Here is a 13,464-nt window from a genome sequence, read left to right on the forward strand (position 1 = left end):
GATGGTGGCAGTGAGATCGCCATCGCCGGCAAGCCGGGCTCCTACAAGGTAGGGTGTTTACAGCAATCCACCCTTAGGTGGTGTTTACAGCAGGCCGCCGCCGTCGACATCGATCACGGCACCGGTCATGAATCCATTCTCCATGGCCAGCACGTACCCTGCTGCCACTTCCTCGGCCTGCCCCACACGACCCACCGGCAACGCGCCGCCCGCCTTGGCGTACATCGCCTGACGCTGATCTTCCGCCAACCCCGCATACGCCGGTGTATCAATCACACCTGGGCTGATTACGTTGACGCGACGCGGTGCCAGCTCCTTGGCCAATTGTTTGCCCAACGCTTCGGTTGCCGCATTGATGCCAGTCTTGATGAATTGACCGGGCGCAAACTTACGCCCCAACTGGCCCGAGGTCAGGCTGATGCTGCCGTGGGCATCGAGAAATGGCAGGGCCAACTGAATCGCCCGCAGCGAACCCCAGAGTTTCACATTGAAATTCTCCTGGGCTTCGTCCAGGTCGGTTTCACTCAAGGGCTTGGCACGTACCGAAGGGCCGGAGGTATAGACCAGGTGATCAAAGCGCCCCACCGCCTCGAACAGGCGCTGCAATGAGGCGCTGTCAGTGACGTCGACCGGCTCACTGCGCACCCCGTTGTCGACACCGGAGGTCAACCGCCGCCCGGCCAATACCACCTGCGCACCCCGCGCTGACGCGGCCTTGGCCACCGCTGCACCAATGCCGCTGCTGCCACCGATAACGATGACGGTTTTGCCGTTGAGGGAAGCTGTCATGGGAAATGTCCTGATCGAGAATTGAGCGTTCATCTTCCCAGCTTGGCAATCGGCGAAAAATCCCGGTAAAACGACAAGATCTTTAAAGGATTTTTACAAATGAGCTCGACCCTTGACCTTGAAGTGTTTGTGCGCACGGCGGACACGGGCAGCCTCTCGGCCGCGGCGCGTAGCCTCAACCTGACGCCAGCAGCCGCAAGTATCGCCCTAAAGCGCCTGGAAACCCGCCTGGGTATTCGCTTGCTCGCCCGCTCCACACGCAGCATGCGCCTCACCGAAGAAGGCCGGCGCTACCTCGACAGCGTGCGCGTGGCCCTGGAAGCGCTGGCCGAAGGCGAACAGGCGATCAAGCAACAGGGCCAGAGCCTCAGCGGTTTGTTGCAGTTGGCGGCGCCCTCGGATTTCGGGCGTAACGTGCTGCTGGGCTGGCTGGATGAGTTCAAGCGGGAACACCCGAACATTCGCCTGCAGTTGCTGCTCAACGACAGTAATGCCGACCTGTTCCGCGACACCGTGGACATTGCCCTGCGGTTTGGCGTGCCGCGTGACTCCAGCCTGGTGGCGCTGCCGGTGGTGCCAGGCCACCATCGCATCCCTTGCGCCAGCCCTGACTACCTTGCACGGCATGGCACGCCGCTTAAGCCAGCCGACCTGGCGCACCACAGCACCCTGCGTTACATGCGCCGGGGCCAGGCCAATAACACCTGGTATTTTCGCCAGGGCGCACAGTTGCACGAGGTCGAGGTGAGTGGCGACTACCTCAGCGACGACGGTGAAATCGTGCGGCGCTGGGCGCTGGCTGGCCACGGGATTGCCTACAAGGCCAACCTGGATGTGGCCCGGGACATCCAGGCCGGACGCCTGGTGCCGTTGCTGCCGCAATGGCAAGGCGAGCCCACGCCGTTCAACCTGATGTGCCCGCATCGCCTGCAAGTGTCGGAGCGGGTCAAGGTGTTACACCAGTTCTTGCAGGTGCGCTGCCACGCCTTGCTCAATGAATGAAGAAACCGCTTCGGGGCTTGTTCCAGAGCCCTCGACTCTGGTATTGCATGGAGCACGTTTCCCTGCCACGAGGAGCTTTCCATGATTTACCGCACATTGGGCCAGTCCGGGTTGAAGGTCAGCGCGCTGACCCTGGGCACCATGATGTTTGGCGAACAGACCAACACTGAAGACTCGCTGCGCATCATCGACAAGGCCTGGGACCAGGGCATCAATTTTATCGACACGGCCGACGTCTACACCGGTGGACGTTCCGAAGAAATCGTCGGCGAGGCCATCGCCCGCCATCGTGAAGACTGGGTGCTGGCGTCCAAAGTCGCCATCGGCCCCACCGACGGCTTGCCCAACCGCAGCGGCCTGAGCCGCAAGCGCATTTTTAATGCACTCGAAGCGAGCCTGACGCGCCTCGATACCGATTACCTGGATATTTATTACCTGCACCGCGAAGACCACAACACGCCGCTGGAAGTCACGGTGTCGGCGATTGGCGACCTGATTCGCCAGGGCAAGATCCGCTATTGGGGCCTGTCCAACTACCGTGGCTGGCGTATTGCCGAGGTGGTGCGGGTGGCCGAGCGCCTGGGGGTGGATCGGCCGATCATCAGCCAACCGCTGTACAACATCGTCAACCGCCAGGCCGAGGTCGAACAGATCACCGCCGCTGCCGCGTACGGCCTGGGCGTGGTGCCTTACAGCCCGTTGGCCCGTGGCGTGCTCAGCGGCAAGTACGCACCGGATGTCACACCGGAAGCCGGCAGCCGCGCGGCGCGCCAGGACAAACGCATCCTGGAAACCGAATGGCGTGTGGAGTCGCTGCGCATTGCCCAGCAGATCCAGCAATACACCCAGGGCCGTGGCGTGGGGATTGTGGAGTTTGCCATTGCGTGGGTGCTGAACAATCAGTCGGTGAGCTCGGCGATTGTGGGGCCGCGTACCGAGGCGCAATGGGACGCCTACACCGGCGCGTTGGACGTGAAGATCACGGCGGAGGATGAAGCGTTTATCGATTCGCTGGTCACGCCGGGGCATTCGTCTACGCCTGGGTTCAACGACGTCAGCCACTTTGTCAGCGGCCGCCTGCCTCGCTGACACCTCGTTGTAGTGAGCGGGCTCGCCCCGCGCGGCGGTGTGTCAGGCGAGTATAGGGCGCCCGGTATACCGCGGGTGGTGTGTCAGGTAAGCATGGGGCGCCTGGCACACCGCCGCGCGGGGCAAGCCCGCTCACTACAGATCGGTACGGGCGGGGAAATTTTGGAAACCGCCCCAAAACAGCGCACCGCTGTCCCGCCAAAAGCACCATAATCCACGTTCTTCTGAATCAATCGTTTTTCGCGAGGACAGTGTGTCTAAAGGTGTTGTGTTATCGGTCTTGGCCTCGGTGTTGTTTGCCGTGATGTATTACTTCACATCATTGCTCACGCCCTTGAGTGGCCTGGAGATTTTCGGCTGGCGCATGCTGCTCACCGTGCCGTGCATGACGGTGTTCATGATCGTCAGTGGCGAATGGCGGCGGGTGTGGGAGTTGCTGCGGATGCTGGCCCAGCGACCTGTGTTGATAGGTGGCGTGCTGGTGTCTTCGGCCTTGCTGGGCGTGCAGTTGTGGCTGTTCATGTGGGCGCCCCTGAACGGGCGTAGCCTCGATGTGTCGGTGGGATACTTCCTGTTGCCGTTGACCATGGTGCTCACAGGCCGCCTGGTGTGGGGCGAAAGGCTTTCGTACCTGCAGCAGATCGCCGTGGTGCTCGCGGCCCTCGGCGTGCTCAACGAGTTGTACCAGGCCGGTGGTTTTTCCTGGGCGACGCTGGTGGTGATCATCGGTTACCCGGTTTACTTCATCGTGCGCAAACACCTCAAGACCGACCACTTGGGTGGCCTCTGGCTGGACATGGCACTGATGCTGCCGGTGGCCTGGTGGTTCGTGCAGAGTGGCGAACAGGGCTTTGCGGTGATGGATGCCCACCCGAAACTCTACGCGTTGATCCCCATGCTAGGGCTGATCAGTGCTTCGGCCCTGGTGAGCTATATCATTGCCAGCCGGCTGCTGGCATTCAGCCTTTTCGGCCTGTTGAGCTACGTTGAGCCCGTGCTGTTGCTGGGTGTCGCGTTGATCCTGGGTGAAGGGATCAAGGGCGGCGAGTGGTTTACCTATATTCCGATCTGGCTGGCAGTGATGGTCCTGGTGTATGAAGGGTTCAAGCACCTGGTGCGCCAGCGCAAAGCCTGAAGACACGTTATTCGGCTATCGATAAGGACGCCTCGTGGTGTTGAGTGGCGCCGTTATCATCCAGTGTCGTGAAGCGTAACGTGGGTGCCCGATCCGCAGCACCGGGCAGCCCCGGCAGGGCCACCTTGGCGGTACTCCGAGGGGCGATCATCGGCGGGTCCTCGCTTTGAAAATCCTTCCCCCCACTCGTTAACAAGATGCTCGATAACGTGATGTGGTAATCCGTCGGGTTGTCTACCACGATCCCACCCTCCCGCGCATTCAATTGCCACCGCAACGAATTCACGGCCTCACTGGCTTTCCCTTTAAGGCTGGCGGGGCGAAGGAAGAGTTTGATGCGGGTGCGAAACGCAAATTGCAGGGTGCTCCCCTGCGCCGTGGATGAAGCCTCTGGCCGTATCCCCAGCACATTCAACCAATAAACCTGTTCCTCGCGCTTCAATGCCCGGGGTGACGGATGATAGAGCACCCGTAACGCCCGCCCGCTTCCCGCCTCCATGCGAAACACCGGTGGGTTGAGCGTGAATGGAACGTCGCTGGCTTCGGGGGACGCCTCGACGTCACCCTCGTCTATCCACACTTTGACCAAGCGCGGCGCCTGCGCAGTGTTGGTCAGGTTGACCGTCACTTCGCGCGCGGCCGCAGGGTAAATGACGCGGGTACGGTCCACCGTCACTTCGCCGTAACTCACTGAAGGCTGCAACATCATCAGTAGCCATGCCCACGCCAGCAACACCTTGCGCGTGCTGACAGTCATCGGTAGCTCATCGTAAACGTCGCCAGGCCATTGGCACTGCCCGGACCAATGGACGGCGCGGTCTGGACGTAACGGGCCGTCAACGGAATCTGCACCGTGCCATTACCGGAGCTGCCCACAAACCATTGATTTGGGTTGCCCACTGTCGAGGAGTCCGGGCCGTAACTGATCAATCGATTCCCGCTCAACAATTGAATCGCCACGCCGCTTGCACCAGACGCCGGGGTGAGTGACAACTGATTACTGCGATTGGCCGGTGATGTCTGGTCGGTTACCGTCACGAATATGTCCCGCGCACCGCCTGAACCACCGGCGCACGACAGCCTGAGGTTGGACGTCGCGTTGCCGGCGTGGCTACCCGCCCCCATGAAATCACGGCTTGCGACTTGGCCCAATGGCAAGCTGATTGCCGGTGTAGTGACACTGCATGTCGGTTTGAGTGGTGGGTTGATAACGACGCTGGAAAGATTGACCGCATGAAAACCCGGCGCTTGAATCGTCATGTTTGTCACCACGTAATGCCCGAGCGTACGCGCCGTGATACTGCCGGGAGATATAGGGCCGGTGACCACTAAGTAAATACGGCCTTCGAGGCCCCAACCATTTGGCTTTTGGTTTTTACCCGTCCACAACGTAGCCCCGGCTTGACTGATTGCCGCCCACGGGCGGTTCGGATCGCGGGCCATCATGGCGATTCCCACGCCTGCCACTTCCGTGCTGTAAACCGGCAACGCCAGGCCTGCGACGTTGAACGTCCTGCCGGCGTAATTCACATTGGCGATACTCATCACCGCTGAAACCGTCTGATAGAAGGGCCAATCCTGATACACACATTGCATCACGGTTTGCCCGTTTTGAAACCCGTAACCGTCTTGCGAACCCAGCGCTTGCCCCACCTGTGGGTTGACAGGAATCGTGATGGGCGCAATTGAAATCGGCGGAGCGCCTTGGGGGGTGCAGTAGCCGGCTACCGCATAGGCCTCTGCCGCCAAACACCCGCTGCCCAGCAGGACGCCAATGCGTGTCAAACGGCGCATGAGCGTCTCACGCTTGCTTGTCGGGTATTGTTTCGAGCGATTCATCAACGTTTGCCCCTTTGTCATTGAGCTGCTACCTGTCGTGCCGGACTCTTTACGCAGAGCCCTTGGATGTACTCACTCATGTTTTGCGGCTCGGTTGCGGCCTGTGGCGGCATTTCATAGCTGATATCACAGCGATCGGTGGCCTTTTCACCCCATTTGACGGTCAGGCTGCCGCGGTCCGGGATCGACCGGACAAATGCCTTGCCGGCCTGCCCAACCACGCCGACTTCACGCCCTTGTTGATCGAACACCTGCGCTGCGAATGGCAAGGGCCGGCCGTTTTCCTGCGTGCCCTTGATGACCACCGCACGCCCGCTGACCGTCTCGAACGTCAGCAGAGACACCGCCCCCAGCGTCGGCGCCACAGTGCGCGTCGACTCCTGCAGCTCGACGTCCATCGACATCCCTTCCGGGTCAATGCTGACGGTGTTGTTTTGAAACGCCCGGAGTGACGGCACAACGGCATAGCCGCTGCGGTTGACTCGCGTACCGCTGCCATCGCCCAGTGCTGCGCCCTCTGCGTCGGGAACATGGACCAAGGCAGAGGACTCGCCCAGGCTTTGAGAGAACGTGACACCGCCCGCGTGAGCCAATACCCCACCGTCGGCGCCGAACGATACCTGTGAACTGTCCCGGCTCTGGCCGTAACCGGCACGCAATTGCGTGGCGTCGGTGCGGTAGCCGGCGTAGGTATTGACCTGATGGCTACGCGTGTCATCGCTGGTCGAGCGGCTGGCCGAGAGCCCGTAATTGACCTCGGAATGCTCCCCGGCCAAACCGCTGATGCCGACCTGTTGCTGGCTGCCACGCGTGTCGCCCGCGTCGCGCGAAAGCGAGGTGTAGATGCTGGGAGCCTTGGCTGAACTGCCGATCGGCATGGACAGCGTCAGCATGTAGCGCGTGTCCACCCTTCCCTGCCGCCCATTCCTGCCGAAAAACACTTCATCACTGAGTTCGTTGTTACTGAGCTGGCGCGTGTCCTGTATACGCGAGCGTTGTGCGGAAACGTTCCAATTGAGGGTATTCCAGGATGAGCCATAGCTGACCGTAAACGACGTCTGACGCCCTTGCTGTTGCCTCCAGTATTCGACTGAACTGCCATAGAGGGTGAGCGAACCCTCTCCCAACTTCTGGCTGATACTCAGGTCCACACGGTTTTTTTGCCGGGCATATTGATTGATGTCTTCGCCCCGTCGCCCCAGGTCTCTAACGTTCAGCGCATCGGGCAGGCTCAAGTAGTCTTGCGAGGAGAATCGGTAGGCCCCGAGTGCAAAATGGGTGCCGGTGAACGGCACGCTTTTGTTGTACCCCACACCGTAACTGTGCCCCGAGAGCAAGTCGCCGCCGGGCACATTCGTGCTTGAATTGCTGCCATCCACGGAAAACGCCCCGATCGGGGTACTGAATGCGAGGCCCAACTTGGCTTGGGTGTAGCCTTCGGAAACAGTACCGCCGCCGTAGGCTGTCAGGCTATCCGTAAGGCCGTGTTGCAGTGTTCCCTGGAAGACCATCGCCTTGTCATCGGCAATACCCCGTTGCTGTACCCGTCCCAACGTGGCGCTGTATTGCGTGCCATCGGCCCGCAACAGCTGGGGTGCCACCGAATACGGTACGACGAACGTCTTGCGACGCCCGTCGACTTCGGTCACGGCGACCGTCAGGTCACCGCCCTGGCCTGTGGCATACAGGTCGCTGATTACAAACGGCCCGGGCGCTACCGTTGTTTCGTACAGCGTGTAACCGTTCTGGCTGACCGTCACCGTTGCATTGCTGTCTGCCACGCCCCGCACCTCTGGGGCATAACCTTGCCGGGACTGCGGCAGCATGCGGTCATCCGTCGCCAGGGTGACGCCTCGCACGCGAACCCCATCCAGGATTTGCCCGTTGCTGAACGTGTCACCCACGGTCAATTGGGACTTCAATGACGCAATGCTGCGTTGCACGTAGGTGGACGTATTCTGGTAAGGCTGCAAGCCGTTACCATTGTCCCAGGCCTGGGCACCTTGATGCCGCAGGCGCCACGCGCCGAGGTTGAGGCCCGCGTTGAGCCCCAGGTAGGTCCGGTCCTGCCCTTCGCCCGACACGATGCTGGAGGTGCTGAAGTTGTAGTTGAGCAACCCGGCAGTGATCCCGTCATCCCAGAACGCGGGGTCGACATAACCGCGCGTCGCCTGGTTCATGTAGACCTGCGGGACGCTCGCCGACCATTCCAGCGTGCCGCCGTCGACGCTGCTGGAGGCCATTGGAATCCAACGGCCCAGATCTCCGCAGTACGGCTGCGCAGCGTCCCGATAAGCGGTATCGGCGTCGACTTTGTCCATCGCGATGCCGAGTTGCTCCAGCATCTCGCGACTGAAGCACGGCTCTGCACCTGCACTGTCATTGCCGGCTACAAAGTTGACGCTGCGCCGTCCTATCGGTTGACCGTTGACCAGCATATCCAGGCGATAAGTGCCTGGCACCATGGCATTGCTGGTACTGAAACGTGACGTATCGACAGTATTGGCTAGGCTGGAAGAAAACGCGTTGAGGTCAAAACTCAAGGGCGATGCACAGGCGATATCGGGCGGCATCAGCGCTGCGCTGAGCAACCCGCCCACTAGCGTTTTTCGAAACTTTGCAGGCAACACGGGGGCGTTGACGCGCACCCAAAGCTGGACGTGATTTGGCATGGTCATGACTTCAGTAAGCTCGGATGGGAGTGGTCATCGCCGCAAGGCAACCTGCTGCAGGGGCGAGAAAGCACCGAAATCGTTGATGTAGGTAAACGCCACCTGGGCATCGACAGGCACCACCGCCACCGCCTGGCGCACGGGCAATGCCATCGACTGGCCAGGCGCGACCATGCCGGGTTCGACTTCTACCCTGCGGGCGCCCTTGTCGGTGCCCATTACCAGCGCAACATCGTTGAACGTGACGTGGTAAGCGGATGGGTTGTGTACCCTCAGCATCGACCCTCGAGCACTCTGAACAACGGCCCAACGCAACTGGGAGGGTGCCTCTTCGGGTGTGCCGGCCAGTCCTGCCGGGCGGAAAAAAACCTTTGTGCGAATACGAAATGCGAAATTCAACTGGTTGAGGTCGCTGTCCTCACGGGCTACATCGAACTCATCGGTCTTGGGCGGGACCTCCAGCACATTCAGCCAGAACAGCGACTCTCGATCCTGCGCAAGCGGTTGCTGGGTGTACGACAAACGCATGGCCTGGCTTTTGCCCGAGTCCAGGCGAAAAACCGGAGGTGACAAGGTGAAAGGCACGTCGCTGGATTCCGGCTGCTGACCTGGCGAACCGTCATCCAGCCATGCCTGTACCAGGCGAGGTCTTTTCTTATCGTCGTTGGTGAGCCGAACGGTGATTTCACGGCGTTGTTGCGGATAGATCTGGCGCGTCCCCTCAATGATCACGCCGGCCACGACCGGCGGTGACACGGATATCGCAGCCACGCAGAGGGCTGTCAGCATCATGTAGCGTTTCAACGTGCTTGATGGATGAAGCATGACGCGTTCCTTGATCCGATAGCTGCCTGCGCCCAGACACGGCCGGGCGCAGGCTTCAAACGACAAATGGCTGTGGTATCAACGGGGATGGATCAAGGGAACGTCACGCTGTACTGCACGTTGGTGCTGACCAGGCCTCTACCGGCAGCGCCACCTGTGGCGATGTAGCGTGCCTGGAACGGCAAGGTCGCGATGCCGCCAGTGACGGTAGCCGGCGTGGAGTCCTGGCTGGCGCGCAAGTCGATCGGTTTATTGACAGCCGCATCGACGATTTGCACTTCAACGTTGGTCGCCGGTGTAGCGCTGGCCATGTTTTTCAGGTTGCCAGTGGCCGGGTTGATCGCTGGGCTGGTGGCTTCGTACAAGACGGCGACCTTGGTGCCATTCGGGCAGGTGGCATTGCCGCCGACGTAGATAGCGTAGGCCTTGCTCCCGGCGGTGGCGCCATTCGACGCGAGGGCGGAGGACTGTACCGTTGGAAGGACTACCGGAAAGTTGGCCCCCGACCCCGGCGCCGCGCCGGTACCGCCACTGATGGTGCAGGTGGTCCCGGTGATCGCGCCGGTGATCGTGATGGTGCCATCAGCTGCGAACACCGAACCGGCGCAGAATCCGGAAATGGCCAATAGTGCTGCAACCAGTGTGTATTTTTTCATGCTAATGCTTTCCCTAATATTTGACGGAGTCGTCTGAAACAACGCATGACACTGTTATTTGCGTTGTAGTACTGGGTGGCCGACCGTCAAAGAGGCGTTCCAACGCCGAAGGAGGCAAATGTTTTAAGAGGTTTCCGACGTGGAGAGCAGGCATAAAAAAGCCCGGTCGAGCTTGGGCTCGACCGGGCTGATGTGAAACAAAAACTGACTCAGTCGGTGGTCAACACACCACGACGCACCTGGTCACGCTCGATCGACTCGAACAGCGCCTTGAAGTTACCCTCGCCGAAGCCATCGTCGCCTTTGCGCTGGATGAACTCGAAGAACACCGGCCCCATCAGGGTTTCCGAGAAGATCTGCAGCAGCAGGCGCTTGTCACCCTCGATGGACGAGCCGTCCAGCAAGATGCCACGTGCCTGCAACTGGTCGACCGGCTCGCCGTGGTTCGGCAGGCGGCCTTCGAGCATTTCGTAGTAGGTGTCCGGTGGCGCGGTCATGAAACGCATGCCGATCTTCTTCAGCGCGTCCCAGGTCTTGACCAGGTCTTCGGTGAGGAATGCCACGTGCTGGATACCTTCGCCGTTGAACTGCATCAGGAACTCTTCGATCTGCCCGGCGCCCTTGGACGACTCTTCGTTCAGCGGGATGCGGATCATGCCGTCCGGAGCGCTCATGGCCTTGGAGGTCAGGCCGGTGTATTCGCCCTTGATGTCGAAGTAGCGCGCTTCACGGAAGTTGAACAGTTTTTCGTAGAAGTTGGCCCAGTAGACCATGCGACCGCGATAGACGTTGTGGGTCAGGTGGTCGATGACTTTAAGGCCCGCGCCGACCGGGTTGCGCTCCACGCCTTCGAGGTAGACGAAGTCGATGTCGTAGATCGAGCTGCCTTCGCCAAAACGGTCGATCAGGTACAGCGGCGCACCGCCAATGCCTTTGATCGCCGGCAGGTTGAGTTCCATCGGGCCGGTTTCGATATGAATGGGCTGGGCGCCCAGTTCAAGCGCGCGGTTGTAAGCCTTTTGCGAGTCCTTGACGCGGAACGCCATGCCACACACCGACGGGCCATGTTCCGCCGCAAAGTAGGAGGCGAGGCTGTCGGGTTCGTTGTTGAGGATCAGGTTGATCTCGCCCTGGCGATACAGGTGCACGTTCTTGGAACGGTGGGTCGCAACTTTGGTGAAGCCCATGATCTCGAAAATCGGCTCCAGGGTGCCTGGCGTTGGCGAGGCGAACTCGATGAATTCAAAGCCCATCAGGCCCATTGGGTTTTCGTATTGGTCTGCCATGGTGGCACCTCATCATTCTTGTAATAAACAGTGTTATTTGCGCGCAAGGATGAGGTTGCAGGGTGGCGCACAGGAAAGGCCTCGCACGCTGCGGGCGAGGAAGTCACCGAAGATGAGGGGGGAGCCGAGTAGCTTCATGGTGTCATCAGTCTCTGACGGCCTAGGCTTGCGTGAGCGCAAGTCCATATTCTTGTATGCGTAAATCGATTCTACACAGCGTAACAGTGTTTGTCCGTACTCTTATCAAATCCCCATTGCCCTGGCCCGTGCAAGGGGTTTATTGCACAGGTAGATGCCCAGCAGAATCAACGCACCACCCACCAGCATCGCCTGGGTGAGGTGTTCGTCCAACAACAACGCGCCACAGATCACGGCCGTCAGCGGGTTGAGCGCAATAAACACGCCGGAGCGCGTTGCGCCGATACGCCGGATGCCGTCGTAGTAGCCGATATAGGCCACGGCGGATCCCAGTACGCCCAAATAAAGCAGGCTCAGCAGTTGGGGCGTATGGATCGCATTGAACGCCGCAAACGTGAACCGGCCCATGATCAGGCTGGCGAGCGTCAGCATCAGGGTTCCCAGCAACACTGACCAGGTGACGGTTTGCAACGGGCCTAAAGCCTTGTTGAGTTCCCGGGAACACAACGAGTAGACGCCCACCCCACCACACAGCCGAAAATCAGCAGATCCCCGCGCCAGGCCTGGGCTGCGCCCAGCAGCAGCTGCGGGTTTCGGCTGACGATGACCGTTGCGGCTCCGCCCAGGCACAGCGCGATACCCGCGACCTTGTTCGCACCCAGCCGCTCCTTGAACAGGAGCCAGGACGCCAAGCCAATCACGGCGGGGTTCAACGCCACGATCAACGATGCCCGGGACGCGTTGATGTACTGCAGGCCATAGAAAAAACACAGGTTGTAGAAAAAGATGCCGAAGAACCCGAGCAGCGCCAGCCGCAGAAGTTGCCCAGGGTTGGGGCGCACGAGGGGAATACGCGCGCAAGCCATGAACAGCAGGAGTGCCACGCTGGCCAGGAGGAAACGCAGGCTGGAGGCCAGCAGTGGGTCAATCGCACCCGCCAGGAAGCGACCCGCCACAAAGGTGCCGCCCCAGACCATAGTGACGGCGGCTAGCTTTAGATAGGTAACGTGGTCGGAAGAATCACTCATCAAGGCAATGCTCGGTTACGAAGGGATTGGCGTATTCTTCTTGTAATCACAGATCATCGTAAAATGAGTCTTTGCTCATGACCCTGACCCAGCTTGAAATCTTCTCTCTCGTGGCCGAGCTGCAAGGCTTCACCAGCGCAGCCCATCGCCTGGGTATCAGCCAATCGGCGGTGTCCCATGCCATCAAGGGGCTTGAGCAGGAGCTGGGTGTGGACCTGTTCCGGCGTCACCAATCCCAGGTCGAACTCACGGATATCGGCGCGCAGTTGCTGTTGCGCGCGCGGGCCATGCTGGGCCTGGCGGACACCTTACAGCAGGAAGCCGCCGATGCCCGGGGCCTCAAGCGCGGCACGCTGCGCATCGGCTCGTTCGGCCCGACATCGTCCATTCGTTTGTTGCCGCGCATCCTGGCGCGGTTTCATCAGGATTATCCGGGCATCGAGGTGCACATCGATGAAGGCCCTGACCGGCAGGTTGTACAGTGGTTGGATGAGCGGCGGATCGACATTGGTTTTGTGGTGCTGGAGCAGGAGCGCTATGACACCTTCCACCTGTTCACGGACGAAATGGTCGCTCTGCTACCGGCCAACCACGCCTTGGCCAAGCGCCCTGCCCTGGCCTTGAAGGATTTGTGCGCCGATCCGTTCATTTTGACCGAGGCCGGCTCCTCGGAATTGGTGTCGCGCCTGTTCAACACGGCCCGCCTCACGCCGAATGTGCGCTACCGCTGCGCGCAGTTGCTGAGCACGCTGGACGTGGTCAGCCGTGGCGAAGCGGTGACAGTGGTGGCGCAAGCGTCGCTGCCACTCACTCCAGACCCGCGTTACGTGCAGCGCCCGCTGGTGCCGGCCGTTGCGCGCAGTATCGGGCTGGCGGTGCTGGACCGACGGCAATCCTCGCCCGCTGCGCTGGCATTTATCCGGGCGGCACAAAGCCTGGACTATTCGTCGGTGATTTAGCTAAGGCGAGCTTAATCAGCCCGGGCCATCTATCATCGTCCTATCC

At 60.5% G+C, this 13,464-nt stretch carries 11 protein-coding genes and 1 pseudogene; 4 read left to right on the forward strand and 8 right to left on the reverse strand.

The window, feature by feature from the left end:
- Positions 1 to 84 precede the first annotated feature (84 nt).
- Positions 85 to 789: an SDR family oxidoreductase gene (locus AC07SU_RS00495; protein WP_176996046.1), complete on the reverse strand. Its 705-nt coding sequence runs from the start codon at positions 787 to 789 to the stop codon at positions 85 to 87.
- A 99-nt stretch (positions 790 to 888) separates the two neighbouring features.
- On the opposite strand from AC07SU_RS00495, the gene AC07SU_RS00500 reads away from it, so the two are divergent.
- The 3 genes from AC07SU_RS00500 to rarD all read left to right on the forward strand — a co-directional run bounded on the left by AC07SU_RS00500 (position 889) and on the right by rarD (position 4,015).
- Positions 889 to 1,791 (forward strand): LysR family transcriptional regulator, encoded by a 903-nt coding sequence (locus AC07SU_RS00500; protein ID WP_494995829.1) that lies wholly within the window; start codon positions 889 to 891, stop codon positions 1,789 to 1,791.
- Between the two features lie 81 nt (positions 1,792 to 1,872).
- Positions 1,873 to 2,880 (forward strand): aldo/keto reductase, encoded by a 1,008-nt coding sequence (locus AC07SU_RS00505; protein ID WP_176996044.1) that lies wholly within the window; start codon positions 1,873 to 1,875, stop codon positions 2,878 to 2,880.
- 253 nt (positions 2,881 to 3,133) lie between these two features.
- The gene (rarD, locus tag AC07SU_RS00510; RefSeq protein WP_176996043.1) at positions 3,134 to 4,015 is read left to right on the forward strand and encodes an EamA family transporter RarD; all 882 of its coding nucleotides are present in this window, start codon (positions 3,134 to 3,136) and stop codon (positions 4,013 to 4,015) included.
- Between the two features lie 7 nt (positions 4,016 to 4,022).
- Here rarD and AC07SU_RS00515 read toward each other — a convergent pair whose 3' ends face one another.
- The 7 genes and pseudogenes from AC07SU_RS00515 to AC07SU_RS00545 all read right to left on the reverse strand — a co-directional run bounded on the left by AC07SU_RS00515 (position 4,023) and on the right by AC07SU_RS00545 (position 12,459).
- On the reverse strand, positions 4,023 to 4,772 hold the full coding sequence (locus tag AC07SU_RS00515; protein WP_494995830.1) for a fimbrial biogenesis chaperone: 750 nt from the start codon (positions 4,770 to 4,772) through the stop codon (positions 4,023 to 4,025).
- Positions 4,769 to 5,854 carry a fimbrial protein gene (locus AC07SU_RS00520; RefSeq protein ID WP_494995831.1) on the reverse strand — a complete coding sequence of 362 codons (1,086 nt, stop codon included), beginning with the start codon at positions 5,852 to 5,854 and terminating at the stop codon, positions 4,769 to 4,771. Before AC07SU_RS00520 ends, AC07SU_RS00515 begins: the two co-directional genes overlap by 4 nt.
- Positions 5,855 to 5,871: 17 nt before the next feature.
- Entirely contained in the window at positions 5,872 to 8,526 is a 2,655-nt protein-coding gene (locus AC07SU_RS00525) for a fimbria/pilus outer membrane usher protein (protein WP_494995832.1), read from the reverse strand.
- A gap of 33 nt (positions 8,527 to 8,559) precedes the next feature.
- Positions 8,560 to 9,351 carry a fimbrial biogenesis chaperone gene (locus tag AC07SU_RS00530; RefSeq protein WP_494995833.1) on the reverse strand — a complete coding sequence of 264 codons (792 nt, stop codon included), beginning with the start codon at positions 9,349 to 9,351 and terminating at the stop codon, positions 8,560 to 8,562.
- 92 nt (positions 9,352 to 9,443) lie between these two features.
- A complete protein-coding gene (locus AC07SU_RS00535; RefSeq protein WP_494995834.1) occupies positions 9,444 to 10,007 on the reverse strand; it encodes a fimbrial protein in 564 nt (187 codons plus the stop codon).
- A gap of 209 nt (positions 10,008 to 10,216) precedes the next feature.
- Positions 10,217 to 11,293, reverse strand: a complete 1,077-nt coding sequence (gene hppD, locus AC07SU_RS00540) for a 4-hydroxyphenylpyruvate dioxygenase (protein WP_178920785.1) — start codon at positions 11,291 to 11,293, stop codon at positions 10,217 to 10,219.
- 243 nt (positions 11,294 to 11,536) lie between these two features.
- Positions 11,537 to 12,459 (reverse strand): annotated as a pseudogene (locus tag AC07SU_RS00545) (DMT family transporter).
- A 77-nt stretch (positions 12,460 to 12,536) separates the two neighbouring features.
- Between AC07SU_RS00545 and AC07SU_RS00550 the strand changes: the two are divergent.
- Positions 12,537 to 13,418 carry a LysR family transcriptional regulator gene (locus AC07SU_RS00550; RefSeq protein ID WP_494995835.1) on the forward strand — a complete coding sequence of 294 codons (882 nt, stop codon included), beginning with the start codon at positions 12,537 to 12,539 and terminating at the stop codon, positions 13,416 to 13,418.
- Positions 13,419 to 13,464 lie beyond the last annotated feature (46 nt).

It is taken from the genome of Pseudomonas sp. GW821-FHT05H12 (assembly GCF_059419385.1).